Below are 26,073 nucleotides of genomic sequence, written 5' to 3'. Positions count from 1 at the left end.
AACAGCGGGTTAAGCGGGGTCGAAGAACCGGGATTCGTGAGGGGGATCAAGCCCGACGTCAGATGGGACGCCGCAGGAAGGCGGGCACGCCGTCATTGCCGAAGGCCGAACTGTCCGACGCCTTGATCGGCGCGGAGTCCTTACGGGCGTCGTTGTCCTTGCGAGCGTTCGTGTCGCTTCGGGCCTCCGGCGCACCATCAGACTTGCGACCCCGTCCACCACGTGAGCGCGAGCGCTTGCGGGGTTCGGCATCGGCGGCTTCCGGCTTCGGTGCCTCAATCGGCTGGTCGACAGGCCGGACCTCGACCGGAGCCGTTTCCGTCTCCACCTCGGCCGTTTCGCTCAGGGGCTTGCGACGCGACCGCGACCGGTGGGCAGGGGCCTCGCCGGAGGTCTCTTCAGCAACGGCAGGGCTGGCCTGACGACGCGACCGAGTGGGCTTTTCTACAGCGGCGCCCTCATCAGCGGCCTTCGCCGATTCCGTCTTCGCCGGACGGGCCTTGCCGCCCGAAGACAGGTCCAGCGTCAGCTCTTCCGGCGTCATCTTGATCAGCTTCAGCACCTTGTCGAGCGAGCGGTCATCCGACGGCGTCACGATCATGAAGGTCTGGCCGGTCTTGCCGGCACGCCCCGTGCGGCCGATGCGGTGCACATAGTCGTCGGCATTGTGCGCGACGTCATAGTTGAACACATGGCTGACGTCGGGAATGTCCAGACCGCGCGCGGCCACGTCCGAGGCCACCAGGATCTTCAGCGCACCCGAGCGGAAGTCGGCCAGCGTCTTGGTGCGCAGGCTCTGGTCCAGATCGCCATGGATCGGCGAAGCGTCAAAGCCGTGTTGCTTCAGCGACTTGGCGACGACGTTCACTTCCGACTTGCGATTGCAGAAGACGATGCCGTTCTTGACGTCATCGCGGCCGACCAGCGCGCGCAGCGCCTCGCGCTTCAGCTTGGGGTCAGAGCCCGGAATACGCACCAGATACTGGGTGATGGTCTCGGCCGTCATGGCGGGGCGCGAGGCCTCGATCCGGGTCGGGTCTTTCAGGAACTGGGTGGTCAGCCGGGTGATCTCGGGCGGCATGGTGGCCGAGAAGAACAGCGTCTGGCGCTTGGGCGGCGTCAGCTTGAAGATTTTCTCGATGTCCGGGATGAAGCCCATGTCCAGCATGCGGTCGGCTTCGTCGACGACCATGATCTCGACGCCGGTCAGCAGCATCTTGCCGCGGTCAAACAGGTCCAGCAGGCGACCGGGCGTGGCAATCAGCACATCCACGCCCTTGTTCAGGGCCGCGACCTGGTCGCCCATCGACACGCCGCCGATCAGCAGCACCCAGTTCAGCTTGGTGCCCTTGGCGTATTTGGCAAAGCTCTCGGCCACCTGGTCCGCGAGCTCGCGGGTCGGCGCCAGCACCAGGGCGCGCGGCATCCGGGCCTTGGCCCGGCCCGACGCCAGCCGCTCGACCAGCGGCAGGGTAAAGGCGGCGGTCTTGCCCGTACCGGTCTGGGCAATCCCCAGAACATCGCGCCCGGCGAGGGCGACCGGAATGGCCTGGGCCTGGATAGGGGTGGCGGAGGTGTAGCCGGTATCGATTACGGCCTGCAGCGTCGTGGGCGAAAGGCCCAGCTGGGAAAAGTCGGTCATTCAAACCTTGTATGTTCGGGAACAGGAGAAAGAGCGGGCCCCCGTGTGGAGCCGACTGTGCACGAAACCGCCCCTCTGGGCGTGCGGGCGGCCCCGTTGCCGTTCCTGTCCCGAGCACGAGGGCCGGATATAGATATCCACACGTCGAAGTCAAGTATTTGACCGGCCGGCGGTCTTGCAAAACCTAACAGATCGTTAATAGTCCGCCCCGGGAGATTGGAAGGGGAGGGGGGCCGCGCATGCGCAAGCCGCTTTTGCTGGCCGTGATGGCCATGGGTCTGGTGTTGGGGTCCGGCACGGGTCTGCAGGCGGGCGATACCCGCGCCGGCGATGTGCCGCCGTTCATGGCTGTGGCCTTCGACAATACGGTCATGTCCCACTATCCCGACGGCGGCTGGGTCAAGCACTGGTTCAATCGGGACGGCAGCTATGAGGGCCGCTTCTCCGACGGCACCCGCATTACCGCGCGCTGGCAGGTCGACCGCAACAAGGTGTGCCTGACCCGCATCCGGCCCGGATTCATGCTGCCCCGCTTCTGCAGCGACATCGTCGAGGCCGAGATCGGCGACAGCTGGATGGCCCGTGACCCCCTGGGCCGGCACGTCCGGAACACCCTGGTCCGGGGCCGAAGCTGAACAATTCCGCCCGGTTTATACGGTAATTTAATACCGCATATATATTTTTTAGTAAAATCAACGCACTAATGGCATATGCGTGTCGTGGTGGGGATTGACGGGCGGACTGGTGTCCTGTAGCAGCCCGCCTTCATTCCGGCGCTCCGCATCTCTGGGGCCCCGACCGACCATCAGGACCTCCAGACATGCTGAAGAGCACCACGGCTTCGCTGAAGCCGGCCGATGTCGAGAAGAAGTGGATCCACATCGACGCCGAAGGCGTCGTGGTGGGCCGCCTCGCGACCTTCATCGCCAACCGCCTGCGCGGCAAGCACCGCCCCGACTACACCCCGCACGTCGATTGCGGTGACTATGTCATCGTGACCAACGTCGACAAGGTGGTGTTCACCGGCGCCAAGCTGACCAACAAGACCTATTACCGTCACACCGGTCACCCGGGCGGGATCAAGGAAACCACCCCCGAGAAGGTCCTGAATGGCCGCTTCCCCGAGCGCGTCATGGAAAAGGCCGTCGAGCGCATGCTGCCCAAGGAAAGCCCCCTGGCCCGCAAGCAAATGACGCACCTGCGCCTGTTCGTCGGTGGCTCGCACACCCACGAAGCCCAACAGCCGGAAACGATCGACTTCAAGTCGGCCAACTCCAAGAACACCCGGACCGTCTGATCATGACCGACGCGACCAATACCGAAATCGACACCGCCGCCCCGGCCGGAACGCCCGCCGCCACCGGATTCGATGCCCTGAAGGGCATGGGTTCCGAAGTCGAATCCGGGCCGACCTACGTCCAGGAACTGGACTCACTGGGCCGCGCCTATTCGACCGGCAAGCGCAAGAACGCCATTGCCCGCGTGTGGCTCAAGCCCGGCTCGGGCAAGATCACCGTCAACGGCAAGGAGCTGAACGCCTACTTCGCTCGCCCCGTGCTGCAGATGATGGTGGCCCAGCCGCTGACCGTCACCGATCGCACCACCCAGTTCGACGTGGTCTGCACCGTCCAGGGTTCGGGCCTGTCGGGCCAGGCCGGCGCCATCCGCCACGGCCTGTCGCACGCCTTGACGCACTACGAACCCGAGCTGCGCAAGGTTCTGAAGCCCCACGGCTTCCTGACCCGCGACAGCCGCGTCGTCGAGCGCAAGAAGTACGGCCGCGCCAAGGCCCGCCGCAGCTTCCAGTTCTCGAAGCGCTAAGCGCCGACACGATCTGGTCTACAAAAGGCGCCTCGGGGAAACCCGGGGCGTTTTTTGGTTGGGCGTCGCCTTCCCCTTCTCCCCCTGCGGGAGAAGGTGCCCACTGAGAAGGGGGCGGATGAGGGGTCACGCTGCCGCATGAAGTGATGAGCCGCACCCCCGCCCTGTGCCCCCCCTCATCCGTCAGGCTTCGCCTGCCACCTTCTCCCGCAAGGGGAGAAGGCTGGCTGGGTTGGCGGCTCCGACTGCGATGGCTGCCGTGCAAACCGCCAGCCCGTTCAACGTCCTCTACTTTTCTCGCACCGTTCTTCCGGACCGGGTCCGGGTGCCGTCCATACTGTCCGGTTGCCGATGCCCCGACCAGCGGAGGCGCCATTCCAGACCATTCAGACGGTTCAGACGGTTCAGACGGTATTATTCACCCCCTCTCCGTTGGGACCCGAAGGGCAGCGCGGAGCCTGAGAGGGGGCAGGGGGTGAGGGGCTAACCGGTTCCTTCGGCGTGAGCCGTCGCATAGTCCCTGCCACGGCGGTCGCCGACGGATACCGCCGCCCCTCATCCGGCGCTCCCGCGCCACCTTCTCCCAACGGGAGAAGGACGAAGTCCAACTGGCGGCAGCCCCCTTCCAGATCCTTCAGACCATTCAGACGGTATTTTCCCGAGTCCCAAATTCCAATCCACGCGTTAGAACCCTCCCATGACCCACACCCTGTTCATCGATGGCGAAGCCGGCACCACGGGCCTTGAGATCCGCGAGCGGGTTGAGGGGCGATCCGACCTCGAACTGATCCTGCTGGGCGACCGCAGGCGTGATCCCGAGGCCCGGCGCGAGGCCTTGAACAGCGCCGATGCCGTCATCCTGTGCCTGCCCGATGATGCGGCGCGTGAGGCCGTGGCCATGGTCGAGAATCCGGCGGTCCGGGTGATCGATGCCTCGACCGCCTATCGCGTCGCGCCCGGCTGGACCTATGGCTTTCCCGAGCTCCGCCCCGGTCAGCGCGAGGCCGTCGCCGGCTCGACCCGCGTGTCCAACCCCGGCTGCTATCCGACCGGGTTCCTGGCCCTCGTCGCGCCGCTGGTGCGCGCGGGCCTGATCCCCGCCGACGGGCCGGTCAGCCTCAATGCCGTCTCGGGCTATTCCGGCGGCGGCAAGGCCATGATCGCCGAGTTCGAAGAGGGCACGCCCGACCCCTTCCGGGCCTATGGCCTCACCCTCAAGCACAAGCATGTGCCGGAAATGACGAAACATGCAGGACTTTCGCGTCCCGTCCTGTTCTCGCCCGCAGTCGGCAACTACCGCCAGGGCATGCTGGTCGAGGTGCCCCTGCACCTGTCGGCCCTGCCGGCCCAGCCGTCGGTCGAGGTCATCCATGGCGCGCTGGTTGAGGCCTATGACGGCGCACGGTTTGTTGAGGTAGCCCCGCTGGAGGAGACCGAGGCCATGACCGGCCTGACGCCCGAGGGCCTGAACGGTACCAACCGCCTGCGCCTGCACGTGTTCGGCGACCGCGACGGCCATCAGGCCCGTCTCGTCGCCCTGCTGGACAATCTGGGCAAGGGGGCTTCCGGCGCAGCGGTCCAGAACCTGAACCTCGTGCTGGGCCTCGACGAGGGCACCGGCCTGACCTGAAACCTTTCGGATCGGCCCGTCGTATATCGGAACATGACCCACCCGATCCTTCACCGTCGATCCCTGCTGGCCGGCCTTGGTGGCCTGACCCTCGCGGGGTGCTCCTCCGAGACCGCCAGCGCGGGCGATCCCCGCTTTGCCGACTCGCCCTTTCGTCGCCTGACCGAGGCCCAGTGGCGGGAACGCCTGCCGGGCCTGTCCTATGCGGTGCTGCGCGAAGAGGCGACCGAGCGCCCGTACAGCAGCCCGCTGGACCGCGAGCGCCGCACGGGCACCTTCCTGTGCCGGGGCTGTGAACTGCCGCTGTTCGAGTCGCGCTGGAAGTACGATTCCCGCACCGGATGGCCCAGCTTCTGGGACGTCATGTCCCGCAATATCGGCACCAAGACGGACTGGCTGATCGGCGTGCCGCGCACCGAATACCACTGCGCCCGCTGTCTCGGGCATCAGGGTCACGTCTTCAACGACGGCCCGCGCCCGACCGGAAAACGCTATTGCAACAACGGCGTCGCCCTGATCTTCCGGCCGGCCTAGGCCTTGCGGGCCGCCAGCGCCGACTGCACCGTCAGGCCGACCCACACCCCGGCGATGACGATGAGCAGGCCGTAGTCATAGCCAGGCATGAACACCGGAATGGCCGCCCCGATCAGGGTCAAAAGGGGAAAGACCAAGGCCCACATCGCCGTGCTCGGCGCGTCCATATGGACCAACGGCAGGGGCGCCCGCCCCATGCGCTTCAGCAGCCAGCCGTTCATCACCACGAACAGGGCGGGCACCAACAGAGCCAGCAGGATGTACTTCAGCGTCTGGTCCGTCCGGCCATAGACCGAGGTCGTCAGCACCTGCAGCGCATAGGCCGTGCCCGTGGTGATCGCCAGCAGCAGATTGGGCCCCACCGACCTCACGAGCGGACCTTCACATAGCTGCCGGGGGCGGGCTCGATCGCGGGCAGGGGCCCCTTTTCCGGATCGCGGGCGGCGACCTTGGGTCCGGACCGCGCCGCCAGCCACTCGGCCCAGTGCGGCCACCAGCTGCCCGGATGCTCTTTCGACCCCGCCATCCAGTCGTCGAAGCTCCCGGGCAGGGCGTCATTGGTCCAGTGGGCATACTTCTTCGCGGACGGCGGGTTGATCACCCCGGCGATATGGCCGGAGCCCGCCAGCGTCAGCGTCACATCCGCGCCCGAGAAGGCCCGCGCCGAGCGATAGACCGACCGGGTCGGGGCGATATGGTCCTCGCGGCTGGCCTGGAAGTAGAGCGGGATCGTCACCTTCGACAGATCGATCCGCACCCCGCCCAGCTCGAACTCGCCCGCCGTCAGGGCATTTCGGCCGTACATCGAGCGCAGATAGTCCATGTGCAGCCGCTTGGGCATCCGCGTCTGGTCCGCATTCCAGAACAGCAGGTCGAACACCGGCGGGTCCTTGCCCATCAGATAGTTGGAGACGAAGAAGGACCAGATCAGATCGTTGGCCCGCAGGGCATTGAAGGTGTCGGCCATGGCGCTGCCGGGCAGCACGCCGCCCGCCTCGTCCATCTGGCGCTCGATCTCTTCCAGCCAATGCTCATCGGTGAACAGCAGCAGGTCGCCGGCCTCGGCAAAGTCATGCTGGGCGGCAAAGAACGTCGTCGCCCCCACATCCTTGCGCCCCGTCGCCGCCATATGGCCCAGCGCCGCCCCCATCAGCGTCCCGCCGATGCAGTAGCCGACCGTGTTGACCGTCTCCGTCCCGCACTGCTCGCGCACCTTGTCGATGGCGCGATAGAGGCCCTTCTCCAGATAGTCGTCAAAGCCGTATCCGGCCTTGTCGGCCTCGGGGTTGACCCAAGAACACACGAACACGCTGAACCCCTGGGCCGACAGCCAGCGGATCATCGAATTGGCCGGCTGCAGGTCCAGGATGTAGAATTTGTTGATCCAGGGCGGGAAGATCAGCAGCGGGATCTGGTGCTGCTGCTCCGTGGCCGGGGCGTACTGGATCAGTTCGAACAACTCGTCGCGCCAGACCACCTGACCCGGAGCTGTGGCGACGTTCTCGCCGACCTTGAAGCGCCCATAGTCCGCCTGGCTGATCTTCAGCGTGCCGCCGCCGCGCTCCATATCGGCGGCAAAGTTCTGCATGCCCTTGACCAGCGACTCGCCATTGCTCTCGGCCAGCGCCTTCAGTGCGGCCGGGTTGGAGGCCAGGAAGTTCGAGGGCGAAAAAGCGTCGGTCAACAGACGGGTGAAGAACTCGGCCCGTCGCTTGGTGCGGGGATCGATGTCCTCGACTGACGACACCAACTCATTCATCCAGTCGGCCGACAGCTGATAGGACCGGCGCATGATGTCGAAGGTCGGGTTCTCGCTCCACGCCGGATCCTTGAACCGCTTGTCGGGCCGGGGCTCGGCGGTCGGCACACCCTGCGTCTGGCTGGCGGTCGAGGACCACAGGTCCATATAGCGCGAGAACAGATCGGCCTGGGCCTGGAACAGCTTGTCCGGCCGTGCTGCCAGCCCGCTCATCACCGAGGCCATGGCCGGGCCGACATTGAACGGGTCGGGGTTCAGCGAAGGCGTCCGTCCCGCCTGGCTCATCGCCGATTCGGCCATGGCGGCCTGGGCCATCATCGCCGCCCGCGCCAGGTTCATCGACAGGGCTTCCAGATCAGGCAGGGCTTCATCCGGCGCGGCTGCGGGGGAGGGGGCAGCCCTGGCCTCGGCCTCCACCTTCGGGGCCGCCTCGGGTTTGGCCTTGGCGGCGCGGGGCTTCGCCGGGCGCTTGGCCGAGGTCGGTCGCCCCGACTTGCGCGGCGCCCGCGCCGGTGCCGTCTTGCCTGCGCTCTTCGAAGGCGTGCTGGAGTCGGTCGGGCGTTTGGCCATGGAATCCTCTCGTCGGGCGCGGCGTCACGAGGGGCACATCACTACGGCGTGCCGGATCGCGTCCTTGCCCTTTCTTGCGGGGGGATCATGGCATATGACCGTGCCCGAGATGAATGCGCAGCGGACGAAAAAGTGGACGGTGGTCGGCCTCGGCCCTGTGCTGGCCGCAGGAGCGGTCGGCTGCGCCACGCCGGATCCCGTCACGGACAGCACGGTCGCGCCGCTTTCGCCGCGAATCGTCGCCCTCGTCGACGAGAATCGCCGCTATCCGGAATGGCGAAACTTTCCGCGCCAGGGCACAGCTGCCCCCGACGCGGCCGCTGTCTCGGTCCAGGTCGCGGCGCTCAACACAACCTCGGCGGCCACGGCTGCCGACGTCGCCGCCATCGACTGGACGCTCGACGATCCCGAAGGTTTCGCCCGCCGGATCGCCGAGGACATCGCCTCGCGGCCCATCGCCCCGGCGACCCTCCAGACGCGGGGGGAGGTCGAAGCCTTCGCCCAGGGTCTGCGCGACCGGGGCCGCGCCCCTCCGCCCGTTCCCAGACGCTGACATCTGACACCAAGAAACTGGCGCGGACCGCAGGGGTCACGCACCCTCAGGAGACACCCATGGCCCAGGACGCCAAACCCTACGCCGCCAGCCTGCCGTTCGAGGCCGCCGAAGTCGCCGAATTGGCCGCCATCGCCAGCTATGCCCAGATCGGGCGCGGCGATGAAAAGGCCGCCGATCAACTGGCGGTCGACGCCATGCGCACCGCCCTGAACGCGCTCGATATCGACGGCAAGATCGTGATCGGCGAGGGCGAGCGCGACGAAGCCCCCATGCTCTACATCGGCGAGAAAGTCGGCACCGGCAAAGGTCCGGCCATCGACATCGCGCTGGACCCGCTGGAAGGCACGACGCTTACGGCCAAGGCCATGGCCAATGCCCTGACCGTGCTGGCCATGTCGCCGGGCGGCGGCATGCTGCACGCGCCCGACACCTATATGGACAAGATCGCCATTGGCCCCGGCTATGCCCCGGGCACGGTCGATCTGGGAATGTCGCCGCAGGACAATGTCCGCTCGCTGGCCTCGGCCAAGGGGGTCAGCCCATCCGACATCACCGTCTGTGTCATGGACCGTCCGCGCCACGCCGAATTGATCGCCGCCCTGCGCGAGGTCGGGGCCCGGGTGCTGTTGATCACCGACGGCGACGTGGCCGGCGTCATCCATACGGCCGAGCCCGAGACCGGGATCGACCTGTACCTCGGATCCGGCGGGGCGCCCGAGGGCGTGCTGGCGGCAGCTGCCCTGAAATGCGTCGGCGGCCATTTCCAGGGCCGGTTGATCTTCCGCAACGACGATGAGCGCGCGCGCGCCGAGCGCACCGGCGTCACCGACTTTGACCGCACCTATGACCTGCATGAGCTGGTGTCGAAGGATGCCATCTTCGTCGCCACCGGCGTCACCAAGGGCGCCATGCTGGATGGAGTCCGTCATGTCGGCGGGCGGATCGAAACCCATACGCTGGTGATGGACTCCTTTACGCGCACGGTGCGCCGCATCCGCACCTCGCGCCCGGCCTGACGGAACGGTGGACGGGTCCGCACCTTCTGACACACCGGCTTTTCTCGGGGTCGAACGCTCGCTGTCCGGGCGCCAGTGGCGCGAGCGCCCCTATGACCCGGCCGTAGCCCGTGCCCATGCCCAGTCGCTGGGTCTGGGCGAGCCGCTGGCCCGTGCCCTGGCCTCACGCGGGGTCCGGCCGGAGGAGGGGGCCGACTTCCTGGATCCGACCCTGCGCGCCCTGTTCCCGGATCCGTCCAGCTTTGCCGATATGGACGCCGCGGCCTCGGCCATCGTCGATGCGCTGGAGCGTCGGGCCAACATCCATGTCTTTGCCGACTATGACGTGGACGGTGCGTCCAGCGCGGCCCTGCTGGTCCGCTGGTTCCGCGAGATGGGCCACGACCTGCCCCTCTATGTCCCCGACCGCCTGACCGAGGGCTATGGCCCCAGTCCCCGGGCGTTCGACACGCTCAAGGCCGCCGGGGCCGATCTGGTCATTACCGTCGACTGCGGCGCGGCGGCCGAAATCGCCCTGGCTCATGCGGCTGACATCCAGCTCGGCGTCGTGGTCATTGACCACCACCTGATGCGCGGCGAGGCGCCAGCCTGTCTGGCCGTAGTCAACCCCAACCGCGCCGACTGTCGCTCGGGACAGGGCAATCTGGCGGCGGCGGGCGTGGTCTTCGTCCTTCTGGCAGCGCTCAATCGTGAGGCCCGCAGGCGCGGCCTGTTCGAGGAGCGGAGCGAACCGGACCTGCGCCGCTGGCTGGATCTCGCGGCGCTGGGCGCCATCTGCGACGTTACCGCCCTGACGGGCTTCAACCGGGCGCTGGCGCGGCTGGGGCTGCAGGTCATGTCCTCCTGGGCCAACCCCGGGCTGAAGGCCCTGCTGGACGTCGCCGGCAGCGAACCCGGCGAGGCCAAGAGCAATCATGCGGGCTTTATCCTTGGCCCGCGCATCAATGCCGGTGGGCGGATCGGTCGGGCCGATCTGGGCGCGCGCCTGTTGTCGACCGACGACCCGACCGAGGCCATGGCCCTGGCCCGCGAGCTGGATGCGCTGAATATCGCCCGGCGCGAGGTCGAGGCCGAAGTCACCGAGGCCGCCGTCCGTCAGGGCGAGGCCATGGGTGTCGAGGATCCGTCCGTTGCTGCCGCCGTCATCGCGGGCGAGGGCTGGCATCCCGGCGTGGTTGGCATCGTCGCCGGGCGTCTGCGGGAACGCTGGCGCAAGCCCGTGGTGGTCATCGGCCTGGACACCATCAACGGCATCGGCAAGGGCTCGGGCCGGTCGCAAGCGGGATACAACCTGGGCCGTGCCGTCCAGCAGGCCTTTGACGAGGGCGTAGTGCTGGCGGGGGGCGGGCACGCCATGGCGGCGGGGCTGACGGTGCGCATCGACCGCATTGATGCCTTGCGCGACTATCTGAACCAGACCCTTTCGGCCCAGACCGACACCGAGGCGGCGCGCGCGCTGGACGCTGTCCTGATCGATGCCCTGATCGAGCCGGGTGCGGCGGATCGGGCCCTGTTCGAGTCGTTCGAGAAACTGGCGCCTTTCGGTCCCGGTAACCCCGAGCCGGTCTTCGCGCTCGAGCGGGTCCGGGCCGTTGACGTGCGACCCATGAAGGGCGGGCATTTGCGTTGTCTGCTGCGCGGGGCCGATGGCCGGTCGCTGCGCGCGGTCGCCTGGCGTTGTGCCGATCAGGAGAGCGGTCAGGCCCTGGCGGCGGGTGACGCCCTGAATATCGTCGGTCGTCTCAAGCCCGACGACTGGAATGGCCGACGCGGCGTCCAGTTCGAAATCGACGATGTCGCCGACCCGCGACGCGCCTGATCGATTCAGTTCGCCAAAGAGGGTTGCAAGCGCCGGAATCGCCCGCTATATCGCCGTCCTCCCGCGCAGCGGTCCCTTCGTCTATCGGTTAGGACGTCAGGTTTTCAACCTGAAAAGAGGGGTTCGATTCCCCTAGGGACTGCCACGCGGGGTTTCCCCCATCGGAAATTTATTGCGCCATCCGTTCGGATTCGAGACGGGGATGGTCCTGCAACTGCGTCGCAGCGGCAACCTGCGGCGTAAAACCGGCGTTTTCGCACTCCACAGGCTTCACAGAACCGTGTTAAGCATGGCCGTGTCTGCTGTTCGCGGGCGGGGGTGTTTTGCTGTGTCTGACCTAGAGGGGCTTGATACGCCGGGAACGATCGAGATCGTCGGCAAGGTCAAGTGGTTTGATCCCGGAAAGGGATACGGGTTCATCGTTCCGGACGATCCGGACATGACGGACCTCAAGGATGTCCTGCTGCACATCAGCAGCCTGCGCGACACCGGTCGGGACAGCGCGCCCGAGGGCGCGTCCATCCGCTGCGAATGCGTGCGCCGCCCCAAGGGCTGGCAGGTGCTTGAGGTACTCGATCTATCCGACGACGAAGAGGCTGCCGATCCGCCCGCGACGCGCAGCGGATATGATGGCCTGAGGGCCCTTGGCCATGCGCCGTCGACGGCCACGGCCGAGCCCTTGTCCGGCCTCCCGCTTCAACCCGCCGTCGTGAAATGGTTCAATCGCACCAAGGGATATGGTTTTGTGGTGCGCGATGAGGCCGAGGGCGATATCTTCGTCCACGTCGAGACCCTGCGTCGGTGTGGCATAGAGGATCTGTTGCCCGGCGATCCGGTTCAGGTTCGCTTCGCCGAGGGCCCCAAGGGCCTGGTCGTCGCGGAAATCAGAATGGGCGGAGACCAGTCCGCCTGACGAAAGAGGTGGAACAGGTGTTGAAGCGTTATCTTCCTGCGGCCGCGATCATGGCGGCCTTTCTGTTCACCGGCGCCTGCAGCCAGGATGACGGCTCGGCTGACGGCCAGACCCTGCCGGTCGAAACCCTCAGCGTCGTTACGGATCAGGGCAGTTTCGACTTCGACGTCGAGATCGCCGACGACGAGGCCGAGCGGGCGCGGGGCCTGATGTACCGCCCGCCGCTCGAAGACGACAAGGGCATGCTGTTTCAGTTCCCGGATGCGGCCGAGCGCGCCTTCTGGATGCAGAACACCCCCAGCTCGCTCGACATCGTCTATCTGGACCCGCAGGGCTGCATCATCTCGATCGCGGCCTACACCACCCCCAATACCGAAACCACCTATCCCTCGAACGGCGCCGCCAAGGGCGTGCTTGAGGTCCGGGCCGGCCGCATGGGCGAAATCGGAGCCGGGCCCGGCGACCGCGTCCGCCATCCCTTCTTCGACACCCAGACGCCCTGCAGTTGATCTGATGACGTTCACCCGCAGCCTGCCCGTCGCCGCCCTGTTTGCGGCACTGCTGTTCACCGGCGCCTGCGCCCAGGACGCGGTGACGGGCAGCGGGGGGCAGTCCCTGCCGGTCGAGCCGCTGACGGTGGTCACCGCCAAGGGCAGTTTCGACTTCGAGGTCGAGATCGCGGACGAGTTCGAAGAGCGCCAGCGGGGCCTGATGAACCGTCCTCCGCTGCCCGACGACCGGGGCATGCTGTTCCAGTATCCCGAGGCGGCCGAGCGCGGCTTCTGGATGTTGAACACCCCCAGCTCGCTGGATATCGTCTATCTGGATCCGCAGGGCTGCATCATCTCGATCGCGGCCCACACCACCCCTTATACCGAGACCACCTATCCCTCAGGCGGGGCCGCCAACGGCGTGCTCGAGGTCCGGGCCGGGCGCATGGGCGAGATCGGCGCGCAGCCCGGCGACCGGGTCCGCCATCCCTTCTTTGATACCGACGCGCCCTGCGATCGCTGATCCGCGTTGCGGGCCGGGCGGGGGCGTGGCATGAGAGCCGTCCCTTGATGTCGGGGTGTAGCGCAGCCTGGTAGCGCATCTGCTTTGGGAGCAGAGGGTCGGAGGTTCGAATCCTCTCGCCCCGACCAAGGGCCGGGCGGCTGGACCGCCGGGGCGACGCTCGCTAAACGAGGGTCAGCGCGGGGCGAGGGCCCCTTTGAGGCGAACGAGACGGACATGTTGGCGCGTATCTACAGACCGGCGAAAACCGCCATGCAGTCGGGCAGGGCCAAGACGACCGCCTGGATTCTGGAGTTCATGCCGGCGTCTGCGCGCTTTATCGATCCGCTGATGGGCTGGACCGGTTCGACCGACATGAAGGGCCAGGTGCGCCTGACCTTCGACACCCAGGACGAGGCCGTCGCCTATGCAGAGCGTCACGGGATCGCCTTCCGCCTGCAGGAGCCGCAAGAGGCTCCGCTGATCCTCAAGGCCTATGCCGACAATTTCGCCACCCACCGCAAACAGCCCTGGACGCACTGAGCCCTGGCGCATGCCACCGCTCTGAGGCGAACCCGAGGCGCCCTTAGCTCAGCTGGATAGAGCACCCGCCTTCTAAGCGGACGGTCGCAGGTTCGAATCCTGCAGGGCGCGCCACCCTTAGCTTTCCACATCCGGGCGGTTGCGAAGCGGGGGCGGATGCCGTCTATAAGGCGGTCATGACGATCCGTACGCCGTCACGCCTTACCCGCCTGTTTGCCGCCGGGACCGCCCTTGCGGCGGCGCTGGTGCTGGCCGCCTGCGGGGGCAATGATGACAAGAAGGCCGCCACCCCGGATGACGATCTGGCCGGTCTGCCGCCAGTCGAGGCAACCGCGCCCGGTACCATCGGCCCGACGCTGGCCGCCGTACGCCGGCGCGGGCGTCTGAACTGTGGCGTGCACGAGGGTCTGGTCGGCTTTGCCTATACCGACAACCGGGGTCAGTGGCGCGGCTTTGACGTCGACTTCTGTCGGGCCATGGCGGCGGCCATATTCAATGATCCGGACGCGGTGCGATTCGTGCCCCTGACCACCGCCCAGCGGTTCGAGGCCCTGCGCGAGGGACGGGTCGATGTGGTGTGGCGCAACACCAGCTGGACCATGGACCGCGACGTGACCGAGGATGTCTCGTTCGCCGGCACCAACTATTACGACGGCCAGGGCTTCCTGGTGCGGCGCGCGCTCAATCTGGGCAGCGCGACCGAGCTGAACGGGGCCCGCATCTGCGTGCAGGCCGAGTCGACCTCCCAGCTCAATCTGGCCGACTATTTCCGCCTGCGCGGGCTGGAGTATGAGGCCGTGGTGGTGGCCACCGAGGAGGAGGCCCGGCGCGCCTATGCCGAGGAGCGCTGCGACGCCTTCACCGCCGACGTCTCGGCATTGGCCGCCGCCCGCACGACCCTGGCCAATCCCGAACAGCACGCCATTCTGCCCGATGTGATTTCCAAGGAGCCGCTGGGTCCGATCGTGCGTCGCGAGGATCCCCACTGGACCCGGGTGGTCCGCTGGACTCTGAATGCCCTGATCTTGGCCGAGGAATATGGCGTCACCCGCGATACCGTTGCGGATCAGGCAAAGGAGGCCCGCGACCCGCGCATCCGCCGTCTGCTGGGCGTCGAGGGCGAGTTCGGCACCCGTCTGGGCCTGTCGGACCGCTGGGCGTATCAGGCGATTTCTGCTGTGGGGAACTATGGCGAGGTCTTCGCCCGCAATCTGGGATCGGATTCTGCACTGGACCTTGCCCGCGGCCTGAATGCACAGTGGAACGCAACACCGGGCGGGCTGATCTACGGCCTGCCGATCCGATAGACCGGGTCGGGACTGCACTGGCGATCCGGCGTCTCAGTCGATAACGTGTGCAGGTAGTGCCGGGGCACAGCCCGAGCGTATCCATACGGGAACTCCATGACTGACGACAGCCACACTGCCGCCGGGGAACGTGAACGCGGGCCTCTCTACCGCTACTGGTTCGGCATCAAGCTGTGGAAACGGATTCTCGCGGCCCTTCTGCTGGGGGCGATCGCCGGCCTGATCTGGGACGAGGGCGCGGTGCAGATCAAATGGATCGGCGACCTGTTCGTGCGGTTGATCCAGATGATCGTGATCCCGCTGGTGTTCGCGACCATCGTCTCGGGCGTGCTCAGCCTGCAGGACCCCAAGCGACTGGGTTCGCTGGGGCTGAAGACGATCTTCCTCTACATTCTGACGACGGCGTTCGCGATCGTCATCGGCATGATCCTCGGCGCCCTGGTCCAGCCGGGACTGGGTGTGGACTTCGCCGGCGCCGTGCCGCGCGAGCTTGAGGCGGCCCAGCCGTTTGCGGGGCTGCTGGAATCCATCGTCCCGACCAATCCGATTGCCGCCCTGGCCGAGGGCCAGGTGCTGTCGGTCATCTTCTTCGCCCTGATCTTCGGGGCCGGTCTGTTGACCGCAGGAGCCAAGGGCGAGCCGCTGGCCGGTGCCTTCCACGCTGGCGCAGAGGCCATGTTGAAGGTGGTCAATTTTGTCATGGAGATCGCCCCCTTCGGTGTCTTCGCCCTGATCGCCTGGGTGATGGGCACCACCGGACCGGCGACCTTCGTCAACGTCGCCCTGCTGGCCTTCTGCGTGATCACCGGCTGCCTCCTGCAGGTGCTGATCGTGCACGGCGGCTTGATCAAGCTGCTGGCGCGGCTGCCGGCCCTGCCGTTCTTCCGGGGCGTGACCGACGCCGGACTGGTGGCCTTCTCGACCTCCTCGTCGTCGGCCACCCTGCCGGTATCGATGGCGGTGGCCGAGGCCAATCTGGGCATCAAGAAGCCGGTCTTCTCGACCGTCCTCCCACTGGGCGTGACCATTTCAATGGACGGCACGGCACTCTACATCGCCCTGCTGGCCTCGTTCGCGGCCCAGGCCTTTGGCATCGACCTGTCGATGGTCGACTATGCGCTGATCGCCCTGACTACCGTGCTGGTGTCCATCGGCACGGCGCCGGTACCATCGGCCTCGCTGTTCATGCTGGCGGCCGTGCTGCAGGTGATCGGGGTCAGCCCGGCCCAGACAGCTTTGATGGTCGGATTTATCCTGCCCTTCGACCGCATCCTCGACATGACCCGCACCGTGGCCAATGTCATCAGCGACCTGGCTGTGGCGACCATCGTAGGGCGCTGGGAAAAGGAAATCGACATCGAGGCCTATAAGGCGCCGCCGATCAAATAGGGGACCATCAGGCGGTGAAGACGGGCCGTCTCCGGCATGAAAATCTCCCCTCGACGAAGGCCGTAGCGCTGGCGCACAATGGGCTGTTCGGGCCCGCGACCTGGTCGAGGCTTGCCGACGTGTTGTGATATCGGCCTCGGCCGGGGGGACCTGTGGAAAAGACGAAACGTGGCGGTGTGCCGCTCTATCTCTGGATGCTGCTCGGCTTTGCCGTCGGCCTTGGCGGCGGTCTCTACGTCAATCTGAATGATCTGGTGGTCATTCCATGGGTCATGGAACTGATCCAGGCGGTCGGGCAGATCTTCCTGCGCCTGTTGTTCATGCTGGTCATTCCGCTGCTGTTCGCGGCGCTGGCCGTCGGTGTAGCCGAGATGGGCGACCTGAAGTCGCTGGGCCGGGTCGGGTTCAAGACGCTGGTCTTCACCATCATGGTCTCCGCCATCGCGGTCGGGATCGGCCTGGTCATGGTCAACTACTTCCAGCCGGGCGCAGGCGTTGATCCGGCGCTGGCCGCGCAACTGCTGGAGGACGGCCGCGACGGCGCCGCCGCCATCGTAGGCAATGCGCCCACCAGCATCGAGGCCGGCCAGTTCTTCCTCGACATGATCCCGTCGAACGTCATCACGGCGGCCGCCGACAACCAGATCCTGCCGGTCATGGTGTTCGCCCTGATCTTTGGCATCGGCATGGTGATGGCCAAGTCAAAGGCCACGGATGCGCTTCAGGAAAGCCTGCAGGGTCTGCTGGAAGTGATGATGAAACTGATCAACGCCGTCATCAAACTGGCCCCGATCGCCATCGCCGCCCTGATGTTCAACCTGGCCGCCGTGTTCGGCTGGGATCTGCTGATCCGCCTCGGCGCCTATGCGGGGGTCGCCGTCGGCGCCATGGCGATCCACATGTTCATCGTCTATCCGCTGCTGGTGATGATCTTCGGCGGCATGAACCCGTTGAAGTTCGCCCGGGGCGTCCGCGAGCCCTTTGTGGTGGCCTTTTCGACCGCGTCGTCGAACGCGACCCTGCCGGTCGCCATCAAGGCCGCCGAGGAGCAGCTGAAACTGCCCAAGCGCATCTCGCGCTTTGTGCTGACCGTGGGAGCCACGGCCAACCAGAACGGCACCGCCCTGTTCGAGGGGGTGACGGTGCTGTTTCTGGCCCAGTTCTTCGGTATCGACCTCAACCTCCAGCAGCAGCTGGTGGTCATGCTGGTCTGTATTCTGGGCGGTATCGGCACGGCCGGTGTGCCCGCAGGCTCCCTGCCGGTCGTGGCGCTGATCCTGGTAATGGTCGGGGTTCCGCCCGAAGGTATCGGCCTGATCCTGGGCGTCGACCGTTTCCTCGACATGTGCCGGACCACGCTGAACGTCACCGGCGATCTGGTGGCCGCGACCGTGGTCTCGCGCGGCGAGAAGGACATCCCGGCCGAGGTCTCGGGCCCGCTGCCCGTCGCCCCGCCGACGTCCTGAGGCGTCAGCCGGTCTGGATGGGGGTGTCCGTGCGGCTCCCCCATTCGGTCCAGCTCCCGTCATAGAGCCGCGCCGGGCGGCCCAGCACGGTCAGAGCCAGCACCAGAATGGCGGCGGTCACGCCGGATCCGCAGGTGGTGATCGGCACAGCCGTGTCGTCCAGCCCGCTCGCCTCGAATGCGGCCTCAAGGTCGGCGCGGTCCCGCAGACGCCCCGCTTCATCGACCAGGGCTGCATAGGGCAGGTTCCGCGCTCCCGGCATATGACCGGGCCGCACACCGGGGCGAGGCTCGGCGCTTTCGCCCCGGAACCGGACGGCACCCCGCGCATCCAGAACAGGTGTGGTGCCCTCGTTCAGCGCCTGACGCACGGTCTCGATATCGACCACCGCGTTACGATCCAGTCGGGCATCGAAGCGCGCGGGCAGGGGACGGGCATCCCCACCTTCGGTCTCGCCCCCGACCTTGGTCCATGCGTTCAGCCCGCCATTCAGAACCTGAACCTGCGTCGCCCCGAAGGTCTTCAGCATCCACCAGGCGCGCGGGGCCGAGAACATCGGCCCGGCCTCATACACAACGATCCGGTCGCCCTCTGACAGGCCCAGCGCCCCCATGGCCCGCCCGAAATGCGCGGCGTCCGGCAGGGTGTGGGGCAGGGGCGAGGTCGGGTCGGACACCGCCTCCAGATCGAAGAACACCGCCCCCGGGATATGCGCCTCCCGGAACAGGGCCCGCGTATCGGTCCCATCCAGCCGCCACCCGGCATCGACGACCCGAACGGCCCCCTCGCGCATCAGAGCCAGCAGGTCACGGGCTTCGATGAGCGGCGACATCGGATCACCCCTTGCCGATCGCCAGTTGGATCACATCCGTCCGGCCCGACCGGAACCCGGCTTCGCAATAGCCCAGATAGAAGCGCCACATCCGCCGGAACCGCTCGTCAAAGCTCTGCATGCGCTGGATGTCGCTCCAGCTGGACTGGAAGCGGCGGTCCCAGGCGGCCAGAGTGTCGGCATAATCCTGCCCGAACCGCTCGACGGACTGCCAGTTCAGGCCCGCCGCCTCGATGACCGGCTTCAACCGTTCCTCGCTGGGCAGCATCCCGCCAGGGAAGATGTATTTCTGGATGAAGTCGGTCCGGACCGCATACTCCTCGAACAGCGCGTCCTGAATGGTGATGATCTGCAGGGCCGCCCGGCCGCCTGGCGCCAGCACCTCGGCGATCTTGCTGAAATAGGTCGGCCAGTATTCCTGTCCCACGGCCTCGAACATCTCGATCGAGGCGACGCGGTCGAACCGGCCGGTCACATCGCGGTAGTCGACCAGCTGGATGTTGACCTGTTCGCCCAACCCCGCCCGCTGCATGCGCTGGCGGGCAAAATCATACTGTTCCTGCGAGATGGTGATGGCCGTGACCTTGGCCCCGACCTCGCGCGCGGCATATTCGGCGAACCCGCCCCAGCCGCAGCCGATTTCCAGCACCGACTGCCCGGCTTGCAGGTCCATGCGCCGGGCCAGACTTTCGTATTTGCGCGCCTGGGCCACCGCCAACGCCTCGTCCTTGGCCGCATAGCGCGCCGAGGAATAGGTCATGGTCTCGTCCAGCCATGACGCATAGAATTCATTGCCCAGGTCATAGTGGGCGTGGATGTTCTTGCGTGCGCCCCGGCGGCTGTTGCGCCTCAGTCGGTGGCTGACCCAGTTGATGACCTTCATCGGCAGGGAGCCGTTGAACAGCCTGTGGATGTGGTCGTAGTTCTCGACCAGAACCTCGAGCAGGACCGCCAGATCGGGGCTGTCCCATTCTCCGGCCATATAGCCCTCGGCAAAGCCGATATCGCCATTGGCCAGCACCCGGCGGGCGACGTTGTAGTCGCGGATTTCCAGCACGGCGCTGCGGCCCTGAACCTTGCCGACCAGTTCGTGCATGGCCCCGTCCGGCAGCTTCAGCGTCAGCCGCCCCCAGGTCCAGTTCGCCGCCAGCAGGCGCAGGAACAGGCCGAATCCACGCGGCGCATGTGCCGGGGCCTGAATGTCGCTCAGGGTGGTCGTCGTCATCACAGACCTCCACAGGAGAGGGCAAGGACCGGCAGTCTACCCCTCATTGCCCAGACTCTTGAAGGCCGCGAGCGCCGCGTCGCGCGCCTCGGCGTGATCGACAATCGGACGGGGGTAGGTCTTGCCCAGCTGGACACCCGCATCGGCACGGACTTCGGCCGGAGCCTCCCACGGGCTGTGCAACCAGCGATCGGGAAGCTTCTTGAGCTCCGGCACCCAACGTCGAACATACTCACCATCCGCATCGAACTTGGTGCCCTGCGACACCGGGTTGAAGATACGGAAATACGGCGCGGCATCGGCTCCGGATCCCGCGACCCACTGCCAATTCTGCGAATTACTGGCCAGATCGGCATCGATCAGCGTGTCCCAGAACCAGGATTCGCCCTCGCGCCAGTCGATTCGCAGGTGTTTCACCAGGAACGAGGCGACCACCATCCGCACCCGATTGTGCATCCAGCCCGTGGTCCACAGCTCGCGCATTCCCGCGTCGACCATGGGATAGCCGGTCTGGCCCGCCTGCCACGCTTTCAGGCCAGCGCCGTCCGACCGCCAGGGGAAGTCGTCGAACTTCGGCTGGAAATTCCGGTCCGGCAGGGTCGGGAACTGGTGCAGCAGATGGGCCGAGAACTCACGCCAGCCGATCTCGCGCACAAAGGCCTCGGCCTGCTGTTCGGTGACCGTGCCGGCCTCGACCGCGGCGCGCACATCCAGAACCACGCGCCAGGGGCTGATCTCGCCCCAGTGCAGCGCCGCCGACAGCCGGCTGGTCCCGGGCTTGCCGGGCCGGTCCCGCATCACCCCATAGTTCGCCAGATCCCGGCGGATGAAGTCGGCCAGTCGCTTCGACGCCGCCGCCTCGCCCGGGGCCTTCGCGTCGAACCGGGCGGCCCAGTCGGGGCGCGCCTCATACAGGCCCCAGTCCTCCAGCGGATCAGACGCGACGCCCTTCACGCCGGCAATCCGCTCCGGCGCCGGGCGCGCGGGCGGCGGCTCGATCGCCTCCATCAGCGCGCGATAGAAGGGGGTGAAGACCTTGTAGGGCTTCTCGGCCTGGGTCAGCACCGATCCCGGCCGGGCCAGCAGCGACCCGTTGAAGCCGCGACATTCGATGCCTTCAGCCTTCAGCGCGTGGGCGATGTCGGCATCCGCGGCGAAGGCCGCAGGCTCGAACCGGCGATTCATGAACACCGTCTTCGCCCCGGTCTCCTCAATGAGCGCCCGCAGCACCGCCTCGGCCGGGCCGCGTTTCAGGATCAGCGGCGCCCCGGCCTTGTCCAGCGCCTCGGCCAACGCTTGCAGCGAGCGCTCCAGCCACCATTTCGACGCTCCGCCCAGGGGGCGTCCCTCCGCCGCCTCATCCAGAACATACAGCGGCATGACCGGCCGCCCGCTGGCCACCGCCTCGGTCAGGGCCGGGTTGTCCGCCAGCCGCAGGTCCCGCCGGAACCACAGGATCACCGGCGCATCCGTCCCGCTCATGCGCGCATCCCGTCGGAAAACCTGTTATCCAAAATCATCCACCCCATATGACGTCCTGTCTGATTTGAGCCTTGGGCTCCCATCCTGTCGAAAGTGAATATCGTGAGCCGTCCCAACGCCGTCATTGAAATCTCCGAAGGTCTCAAGCGTCCGGTCACCATCGGCGGCGGTCGCCGCATCGTCTTCATCGCCGGCCCCTGCCAGCTGGAAAGCCGCCAGCACGCGCTGGAAATGGCCAACGCGCTCAAGGAGATCGGCGAGCGTCTGAACGTCGGCATCATCTACAAGACCAGTTTTGACAAGGCCAACCGCACCTCGGCCAACGCGGCCCGGGGGCTTGGGCTCCGGGACTCCCTGCCCATCTTTGCCGAGATTCGCGAGAGCGTCGGCCTGCCGGTTCTGACCGACGTCCATTCCGAGGCCCAGTGTACCGAGGCCGCCCAGGCCGTCGACGTCATCCAGATTCCCGCCTTCCTGTGCCGTCAGACCGACCTGCTGCTGGCTGCTGCCGCGACCGGCAAGGTCATCAATATCAAGAAGGGCCAGTTCCTCGCCCCTTGGGACATGAAGAACGTCATCGCCAAGGTCGTGGGCGCGGGCAATCCGAACGTCATGGCCTGCGAGCGCGGCGCCAGCTTTGGCTACAACACCCTGGTCTCGGACATGCGCGCCCTGCCGGTGCTGCGCGACATCGGCTGCCCGGTGGTGTTCGATGCCACCCACAGCGTCCAGCAGCCAGGCGGGCAAGGGACGTCCTCGGGCGGCCAGCGCGAGTTCGTGCCGGTTCTGGGCCGCGCTGCGGTCTCGGTCGGCGTGGATGCCGTCTTCATGGAAACCCACCAGGACCCGGACAACGCCCCGTCGGACGGCCCGAACATGGTGCCGCTGGACCAGTTCGAATCCCTCGCCGGTCAACTGATCGCCTTCGACGATCTGGTCATCGCCCAAGGCATCAAGCGCGCGGCCTGAACCGGTCCGCGACTGGACGTGCCCGGTCCTGTGGGATAGCTCCGACGCATGAACCTCGCCGGTCTTCAAAGCCTGCTCGCCCGGGCGCCGTCCCTGAGCCTTGCCTGCGTCGGTGACCTGATGCTGGACCGGTTCGTCTATGGCGAGGTCAGCCGCATCTCGCCCGAGGCCCCGGTGCCCGTCCTTCGCACCCACCGCTCGGTCTCCATGCCGGGCGGCGTCGGCAATGTGGCGCGCAATCTGGCCTCGCTGGGCACGCGCGTGACCCTCGGCTCGGTCGCGGGACAGGATGTCGAGGGCCGGGCGTTGGCCGATCTTCTGGCCGCCGAGCCCGGCCTGACCGACGCCGTGCGCTACACCGATACGGCCCGCACCGTGGTCAAGACGCGCTATGTCGCCGCGGGCCAGCAACTGCTGCGTCTCGACGAGGAAGACACTCTCGACACTGACTATGCAGGCGAGGGCGTGTTCGAGGGCGCGGACGCCATCCTGATCTCGGACTATGCCAAGGGCGTGGTCAGCGACGCCCTGATCGCGGCGGCGCTCGCCCATGCCGCACAGGCCGGGGTGCCGGTCATCGTTGACCCCAAGGGCCGCGACTTCGCCCGCTATGGCGCGGTCGACCTGATCAAGCCTAATGCCGCCGAACTGGCGGGGGCCACCGGCCTGCCGACCGACACCGACGCCGAGGTCGAGCGCGCGCTTTCGGCCCTGCTGGATCAGACGACGGCCAAGGCTGTGATCGTCACCCGCGCGGGCAAGGGCATGTCATTGATGCGGCGCGGCGGTCCGGTCCAGCACATTCCCGCCCGCGCCCGCGAAGTGTTCGATGTGTCGGGTGCCGGTGATACGGGCCTTGCGGCCCTCGGCCTCGCGCTGGCTGCCGGGCATGACCTGCCCGAGGCGGCCGCCTTTGCCATTCTGGCCTCGGGCGTCGTCGTGGGCAAAAGCGGCACCGCCACGGTCACGCCTCCCGAACTGCTCGAGGCCGAGCTCACCGGCGCCATGGACATCGACCACGGCCGGATCGTGCCGGTCGAGACCCTGGTCGATCAGGTCGAACTGTGGAAGGCGGCGGGGCTTAAGGTCGGCTTCACCAACGGCTGTTTCGACATCCTGCACCGCGGTCATGTCGCCTATCTCGCCCAGGCGCGGGCCTGGTGTGACCGGCTGGTTGTGGCGCTCAACACGGATGAGTCTGTGCGCCGGTTGAAGGGCGAGGGCCGTCCCGTCAACGATCTCGACAGCCGCGCGGCGGTCATCGGCGGCCTGGCCAGCGTGGATCGGGTGACGTCCTTCGATACGGAAACACCGCTGGACCTGATCAAGGCCCTGCGACCGGTTGTGCTGATCAAGGGTGCGGACTATACGCGCGACACCGTCGTCGGCGCGGCCGAGGTTGAATCCTGGGGCGGAGAGGTCCGGCTGGCGGAATTCTCGCCCGGTCACTCGACCACGGCCACCATCCAGAAACTGGCGAAAGGCGAGGGCCAATGACGCGCCGCATGATCGTGGTCACCGGCGGCGCCGGCTTCATCGGCTCCAACATCGTCGCCCGGCTGTGCGCTGCGGATCGCCACGATGTGGTCGTCTGCGACCGCCTCGAAGGCGCAGATCTCGGCAAGTGGAAGAACCTGGCCAAACATCCGGTCGCCGACTTCTGGTGGCCGGAAGAGATGTTTGAAAAGCTGGAGGCGAACGCCGATCGCATCGAGGCGGTCATCCACATGGGCGCGATCTCCTCGACGACCGAGCCGGACGCCGACCTGATCCTCCGGACCAATTTTGCCCTGTCCCGCGACCTGTGGGACTGGTGCGTGCGACGCGGTGTGCGGCTGGTCTATGCCTCCTCTGCGGCCACCTATGGCGACGGTCACAAAGGCTTTGATGACGAGGATGACTTTGCGTCGCTGCAAAAGCTTCGTCCGCTAAATGCGTATGGATATTCGAAATATCTGTTCGACCTCTATGCCCGGCAACAGGCGGAGCGCGGGCATGCCCCCAACCAATGGGCGGGCCTGAAGTTCTTCAACGTCTATGGTCCGAACGAGTATCACAAGGGCGGTATGAAGTCGGTTGTGGCCCAGATCTGGCCCAAGGTGCAGGCGGGTGAGCCGGTCCAGCTGTTCCGTTCCCATCACCCGGACTACGCGGACGGGGGCCAGTTGCGCGACTTCGTCCATGTCGATGACGTGGTCGATGTGATCGACTGGCTGCTCGGCAAGCCGGAGATCTCAGGCGTTTTCAACGCCGGATCGGGACAGGCCCGCTCGTTCGCCGACCTCGCACGGGCCACCTTTGCCGCGGCCGGCAAGGAGCCGCAGATCAGTTATATCGACATGCCCGAGGTGATCCGCGACCGCTATCAGTATTTCACCCAGGCTCGCATGGACCGGGTCCGGGCGCTGGGCTTTGACGGCCAGTCGACACCGCTGGAGGAGGGCGTGCGCCGCTACGTCCAGTCGTATCTGGCAACGGAAGACCCGTATCGATGAAGTCCCGCGCGGTCAGCCTCAGGACCCTGATCGGCTATGCCGGCTTTGCCCTGGTGTTTCTGATCGTGGCTGCCGCGGCCGTCTGGCGCGGGGATATCCTGCAGGCCGGCATGGACCCCGAGGTGCCCTTCCAGACCTATGACCCGCCTCCGGCCCCGGACTATCAGCAGGCCCCGGCCTGGGCCATGCAGGACAGGGGGATCGCAGGGTCAGGCCCTGCGGCCGTCTTCTTCATCCACTCCACGACCTATGACGGCGGCGAGGAATGGAACGGCCCGATCGGCGACGCCGACGCCGATGCCTATCTGTTCCGGGTGGTCATCCCCAACTATGCGGGCCCCTTCGCCCGCTCGGGCCGGCTCAGCATTCCCCGCTATCGACAGGGCAGCCTCTACACCCGCCTGACCCTTCGCGATGACGCACGCGAAGCCCGTGCCTTCGCGTACCGGGACATCGAGGCGGCGTTCGAGGTCTTTCTGGCCCGCCATCCGTCCGGGCCGATCGTCATCGCCGGGGTTGAGCAAGGGGGCGAACTGGCTGAGCGGCTGGTGCGCGAGCGGATCGTTGGTGACCCGGCCCTGCGTCGCCGCATCGTCGCCGTCTATGCCATGGACACCATTCTGGCGGCCGACCCGGCCACGCCCTCCCTGCCGCCTTGCAGCGCGCGCGACCAGACGGCCTGTCTCGTAGCCTTCTCGCCGGTCACAGAGGACAACGACGGCGCCGCCCGTCGCAGGCTTCGTCGGGCCCTCGTCTGGGACGATCGCGGGCGTCTGGTCGAGCTGGATGATCGGGCCGCCGTCTGCGTCAACCCGGTTACCGGTTCGCCGGATGAGGTCCAGGTTCCGGCCCGGGTGCATCTGGGTGCCACCAATGCCACAGGGCTCGAGTGGGGCGCGCGCCCGGCCTTGATCGCCCGCTCGGTCGCCACGGTCTGCCAGGACGGCCTGCTGCGTCACACCCAGCCGGACATGGAGTCCTTCCGCGAGACGGGCAACTGGTCAGACCGCAGAAAATCGCGTCCGTACAATCTGTTCTACAGCGATATTGAACACGACGTTCAGGAACGTCTGGCCGTCTGGATCGCCCGCTAGGCGCCGGACGCGCCGGTC

At 66.8% G+C, this 26,073-nt stretch carries 25 protein-coding genes and 3 tRNA genes; 22 read left to right on the top strand and 6 right to left on the bottom strand.

The window, feature by feature from the left end; all coding sequences use genetic code 11:
- Window positions 1–58: 58 nt before the first annotated feature.
- The gene (locus EG854_RS05265) at window positions 59–1,642 is read right to left on the bottom strand and encodes a DEAD/DEAH box helicase (protein WP_123286659.1); all 1,584 of its coding nucleotides are present in this window, start codon (window positions 1,640–1,642) and stop codon (window positions 59–61) included.
- A gap of 239 nt (window positions 1,643–1,881) precedes the next feature.
- On the opposite strand from EG854_RS05265, the gene EG854_RS05260 reads away from it, so the two are divergent.
- From EG854_RS05260 to msrB, 5 genes are all read left to right on the top strand, one after another.
- Window positions 1,882–2,277 (top strand): hypothetical protein, encoded by a 396-nt coding sequence (locus EG854_RS05260; RefSeq protein ID WP_123286658.1) that lies wholly within the window; start codon window positions 1,882–1,884, stop codon window positions 2,275–2,277.
- 185 nt (window positions 2,278–2,462) lie between these two features.
- Window positions 2,463–2,939 carry a 50S ribosomal protein L13 gene (gene rplM, locus EG854_RS05255; protein WP_123286657.1) on the top strand — a complete coding sequence of 159 codons (477 nt, stop codon included), beginning with the start codon at window positions 2,463–2,465 and terminating at the stop codon, window positions 2,937–2,939.
- A gap of 2 nt (window positions 2,940–2,941) precedes the next feature.
- Complete coding sequence (gene rpsI / locus EG854_RS05250; protein ID WP_123286656.1) at window positions 2,942–3,463, top strand: 30S ribosomal protein S9; 522 nt, start codon at window positions 2,942–2,944, stop codon at window positions 3,461–3,463.
- Window positions 3,464–4,160: 697 nt separating this feature from the next.
- Window positions 4,161–5,093 carry an N-acetyl-gamma-glutamyl-phosphate reductase gene (gene argC / locus EG854_RS05245; protein ID WP_123286655.1) on the top strand — a complete coding sequence of 311 codons (933 nt, stop codon included), beginning with the start codon at window positions 4,161–4,163 and terminating at the stop codon, window positions 5,091–5,093.
- Window positions 5,094–5,126: 33 nt separating this feature from the next.
- The gene (msrB, locus tag EG854_RS05240; RefSeq protein WP_123286654.1) at window positions 5,127–5,627 is read left to right on the top strand and encodes a peptide-methionine (R)-S-oxide reductase MsrB; all 501 of its coding nucleotides are present in this window, start codon (window positions 5,127–5,129) and stop codon (window positions 5,625–5,627) included.
- On the opposite strand, the gene EG854_RS05235 is transcribed toward msrB, so the two are convergent.
- Together EG854_RS05235 and phaC are read right to left on the bottom strand one after the other, a co-directional pair.
- On the bottom strand, window positions 5,624–5,989 hold the full coding sequence (locus tag EG854_RS05235; RefSeq protein WP_164461860.1) for a hypothetical protein: 366 nt from the start codon (window positions 5,987–5,989) through the stop codon (window positions 5,624–5,626). The two genes, msrB and EG854_RS05235, sit on opposite strands and share 4 nt — an antisense overlap.
- Window positions 5,990–5,994: 5 nt before the next feature.
- On the bottom strand, window positions 5,995–7,956 hold the full coding sequence (phaC, locus tag EG854_RS05230) for a class I poly(R)-hydroxyalkanoic acid synthase (protein WP_123286652.1): 1,962 nt from the start codon (window positions 7,954–7,956) through the stop codon (window positions 5,995–5,997).
- A 94-nt stretch (window positions 7,957–8,050) separates the two neighbouring features.
- Here phaC and EG854_RS05225 point away from each other — a divergent pair, with 94 nt between their 5' ends.
- From EG854_RS05225 to EG854_RS05165, 13 genes are all read left to right on the top strand, one after another.
- A complete protein-coding gene (locus EG854_RS05225; protein WP_123286651.1) occupies window positions 8,051–8,509 on the top strand; it encodes a hypothetical protein in 459 nt (152 codons plus the stop codon).
- Window positions 8,510–8,568: 59 nt separating this feature from the next.
- Window positions 8,569–9,528 (top strand): class II fructose-bisphosphatase, encoded by a 960-nt coding sequence (glpX, locus tag EG854_RS05220; protein WP_123286650.1) that lies wholly within the window; start codon window positions 8,569–8,571, stop codon window positions 9,526–9,528.
- Window positions 9,529–9,535: 7 nt separating this feature from the next.
- Window positions 9,536–11,347, top strand: coding sequence for a single-stranded-DNA-specific exonuclease RecJ (recJ, locus tag EG854_RS05215; protein WP_123286649.1), 1,812 nt, complete (start codon window positions 9,536–9,538; stop codon window positions 11,345–11,347).
- 70 nt (window positions 11,348–11,417) lie between these two features.
- A tRNA-Glu gene (locus EG854_RS05210) sits at window positions 11,418–11,492 on the top strand.
- 57 nt (window positions 11,493–11,549) lie between these two features.
- Window positions 11,550–12,260 (top strand): cold-shock protein, encoded by a 711-nt coding sequence (locus EG854_RS05205; protein ID WP_311716671.1) that lies wholly within the window; start codon window positions 11,550–11,552, stop codon window positions 12,258–12,260.
- Between the two features lie 17 nt (window positions 12,261–12,277).
- Window positions 12,278–12,769, top strand: a complete 492-nt coding sequence (locus EG854_RS05200) for a DUF192 domain-containing protein (RefSeq protein ID WP_375782289.1) — start codon at window positions 12,278–12,280, stop codon at window positions 12,767–12,769.
- A gap of 4 nt (window positions 12,770–12,773) precedes the next feature.
- Complete coding sequence (locus EG854_RS05195; RefSeq protein WP_123286647.1) at window positions 12,774–13,274, top strand: DUF192 domain-containing protein; 501 nt, start codon at window positions 12,774–12,776, stop codon at window positions 13,272–13,274.
- Window positions 13,275–13,325: 51 nt separating this feature from the next.
- Window positions 13,326–13,402, top strand: a tRNA-Pro gene (locus tag EG854_RS05190).
- An 88-nt stretch (window positions 13,403–13,490) separates the two neighbouring features.
- Entirely contained in the window at window positions 13,491–13,796 is a 306-nt protein-coding gene (locus EG854_RS05185; RefSeq protein ID WP_123286646.1) for an ETC complex I subunit, read from the top strand.
- Between the two features lie 37 nt (window positions 13,797–13,833).
- Window positions 13,834–13,910: transfer RNA gene (locus tag EG854_RS05180), tRNA-Arg, on the top strand.
- Between the two features lie 62 nt (window positions 13,911–13,972).
- Window positions 13,973–15,103 (top strand): amino acid ABC transporter substrate-binding protein, encoded by a 1,131-nt coding sequence (locus EG854_RS05175; protein ID WP_123286645.1) that lies wholly within the window; start codon window positions 13,973–13,975, stop codon window positions 15,101–15,103.
- Window positions 15,104–15,199: 96 nt separating this feature from the next.
- A complete protein-coding gene (locus tag EG854_RS05170) occupies window positions 15,200–16,492 on the top strand; it encodes a dicarboxylate/amino acid:cation symporter (protein WP_123286644.1) in 1,293 nt (430 codons plus the stop codon).
- 152 nt (window positions 16,493–16,644) lie between these two features.
- Window positions 16,645–17,958 carry a dicarboxylate/amino acid:cation symporter gene (locus EG854_RS05165; RefSeq protein ID WP_206423374.1) on the top strand — a complete coding sequence of 438 codons (1,314 nt, stop codon included), beginning with the start codon at window positions 16,645–16,647 and terminating at the stop codon, window positions 17,956–17,958.
- 4 nt (window positions 17,959–17,962) lie between these two features.
- Here EG854_RS05165 and sseA read toward each other — a convergent pair whose 3' ends face one another.
- The 3 genes from sseA to EG854_RS05150 are packed head-to-tail and all read right to left on the bottom strand — an operon-like array spanning window position 17,963 to window position 21,497.
- On the bottom strand, window positions 17,963–18,790 hold the full coding sequence (sseA, locus tag EG854_RS05160) for a 3-mercaptopyruvate sulfurtransferase (protein WP_123286643.1): 828 nt from the start codon (window positions 18,788–18,790) through the stop codon (window positions 17,963–17,965).
- Window positions 18,791–18,794: 4 nt separating this feature from the next.
- A complete protein-coding gene (locus EG854_RS05155) occupies window positions 18,795–20,015 on the bottom strand; it encodes an SAM-dependent methyltransferase (protein ID WP_123286642.1) in 1,221 nt (406 codons plus the stop codon).
- A gap of 36 nt (window positions 20,016–20,051) precedes the next feature.
- On the bottom strand, window positions 20,052–21,497 hold the full coding sequence (locus EG854_RS05150; RefSeq protein ID WP_123286641.1) for a cryptochrome/photolyase family protein: 1,446 nt from the start codon (window positions 21,495–21,497) through the stop codon (window positions 20,052–20,054).
- A 102-nt stretch (window positions 21,498–21,599) separates the two neighbouring features.
- On the opposite strand from EG854_RS05150, the gene kdsA reads away from it, so the two are divergent.
- The 4 genes from kdsA to EG854_RS05130 are packed head-to-tail and all read left to right on the top strand — an operon-like array spanning window position 21,600 to window position 26,055.
- On the top strand, window positions 21,600–22,466 hold the full coding sequence (kdsA, locus tag EG854_RS05145) for a 3-deoxy-8-phosphooctulonate synthase (protein WP_375782288.1): 867 nt from the start codon (window positions 21,600–21,602) through the stop codon (window positions 22,464–22,466).
- A 48-nt stretch (window positions 22,467–22,514) separates the two neighbouring features.
- Window positions 22,515–23,963 carry a D-glycero-beta-D-manno-heptose 1-phosphate adenylyltransferase gene (gene rfaE2 / locus EG854_RS05140; protein WP_123286640.1) on the top strand — a complete coding sequence of 483 codons (1,449 nt, stop codon included), beginning with the start codon at window positions 22,515–22,517 and terminating at the stop codon, window positions 23,961–23,963.
- Complete coding sequence (gene rfaD, locus EG854_RS05135) at window positions 23,960–24,961, top strand: ADP-glyceromanno-heptose 6-epimerase (RefSeq protein WP_206423373.1); 1,002 nt, start codon at window positions 23,960–23,962, stop codon at window positions 24,959–24,961. Before rfaE2 ends, rfaD begins: the two co-directional genes overlap by 4 nt.
- Complete coding sequence (locus EG854_RS05130) at window positions 24,958–26,055, top strand: DUF3089 domain-containing protein (protein ID WP_123286638.1); 1,098 nt, start codon at window positions 24,958–24,960, stop codon at window positions 26,053–26,055. Before rfaD ends, EG854_RS05130 begins: the two co-directional genes overlap by 4 nt.
- The last annotated feature ends 18 nt before the right edge of the window (window positions 26,056–26,073 follow it).

The organism is Brevundimonas halotolerans, from assembly GCF_003730275.1.
Lineage (GTDB): Bacteria > Pseudomonadota > Alphaproteobacteria > Caulobacterales > Caulobacteraceae > Brevundimonas > Brevundimonas halotolerans.
This window is presented reverse-complemented; position numbering and strand designations above follow the sequence as displayed.

Excerpts from the sequence above, each read along its gene's own strand:
- EG854_RS05265 (WP_123286659.1), bottom strand. The coding sequence starts at position 1,642 with ATGACCGACTTTTCCCAGCTGGGCCTTTCGCCCACGACGCTGCAGGCC.
- EG854_RS05260 (WP_123286658.1), top strand. The coding sequence starts at position 1,882 with ATGCGCAAGCCGCTTTTGCTGGCCGTGATGGCCATGGGTCTGGTGTTG.
- rplM (WP_123286657.1), top strand. The coding sequence starts at position 2,463 with ATGCTGAAGAGCACCACGGCTTCGCTGAAGCCGGCCGATGTCGAGAAG.
- rpsI (WP_123286656.1), top strand. The coding sequence starts at position 2,942 with ATGACCGACGCGACCAATACCGAAATCGACACCGCCGCCCCGGCCGGA.
- argC (WP_123286655.1), top strand. The coding sequence starts at position 4,161 with ATGACCCACACCCTGTTCATCGATGGCGAAGCCGGCACCACGGGCCTT.
- msrB (WP_123286654.1), top strand. The coding sequence starts at position 5,127 with ATGACCCACCCGATCCTTCACCGTCGATCCCTGCTGGCCGGCCTTGGT.
- phaC (WP_123286652.1), bottom strand. The coding sequence starts at position 7,956 with ATGGCCAAACGCCCGACCGACTCCAGCACGCCTTCGAAGAGCGCAGGC.
- EG854_RS05225 (WP_123286651.1), top strand. The coding sequence starts at position 8,051 with ATGACCGTGCCCGAGATGAATGCGCAGCGGACGAAAAAGTGGACGGTG.
- glpX (WP_123286650.1), top strand. The coding sequence starts at position 8,569 with ATGGCCCAGGACGCCAAACCCTACGCCGCCAGCCTGCCGTTCGAGGCC.
- EG854_RS05205 (WP_311716671.1), top strand. The coding sequence starts at position 11,550 with ATGGTCCTGCAACTGCGTCGCAGCGGCAACCTGCGGCGTAAAACCGGC.
- EG854_RS05195 (WP_123286647.1), top strand. The coding sequence starts at position 12,774 with ATGACGTTCACCCGCAGCCTGCCCGTCGCCGCCCTGTTTGCGGCACTG.
- EG854_RS05185 (WP_123286646.1), top strand. The coding sequence starts at position 13,491 with ATGTTGGCGCGTATCTACAGACCGGCGAAAACCGCCATGCAGTCGGGC.
- EG854_RS05175 (WP_123286645.1), top strand. The coding sequence starts at position 13,973 with ATGACGATCCGTACGCCGTCACGCCTTACCCGCCTGTTTGCCGCCGGG.
- EG854_RS05170 (WP_123286644.1), top strand. The coding sequence starts at position 15,200 with ATGACTGACGACAGCCACACTGCCGCCGGGGAACGTGAACGCGGGCCT.
- sseA (WP_123286643.1), bottom strand. The coding sequence starts at position 18,790 with ATGTCGCCGCTCATCGAAGCCCGTGACCTGCTGGCTCTGATGCGCGAG.
- EG854_RS05155 (WP_123286642.1), bottom strand. The coding sequence starts at position 20,015 with ATGACGACGACCACCCTGAGCGACATTCAGGCCCCGGCACATGCGCCG.
- EG854_RS05150 (WP_123286641.1), bottom strand. The coding sequence starts at position 21,497 with ATGAGCGGGACGGATGCGCCGGTGATCCTGTGGTTCCGGCGGGACCTG.
- rfaE2 (WP_123286640.1), top strand. The coding sequence starts at position 22,515 with ATGAACCTCGCCGGTCTTCAAAGCCTGCTCGCCCGGGCGCCGTCCCTG.
- rfaD (WP_206423373.1), top strand. The coding sequence starts at position 23,960 with ATGACGCGCCGCATGATCGTGGTCACCGGCGGCGCCGGCTTCATCGGC.
- EG854_RS05130 (WP_123286638.1), top strand. The coding sequence starts at position 24,958 with ATGAAGTCCCGCGCGGTCAGCCTCAGGACCCTGATCGGCTATGCCGGC.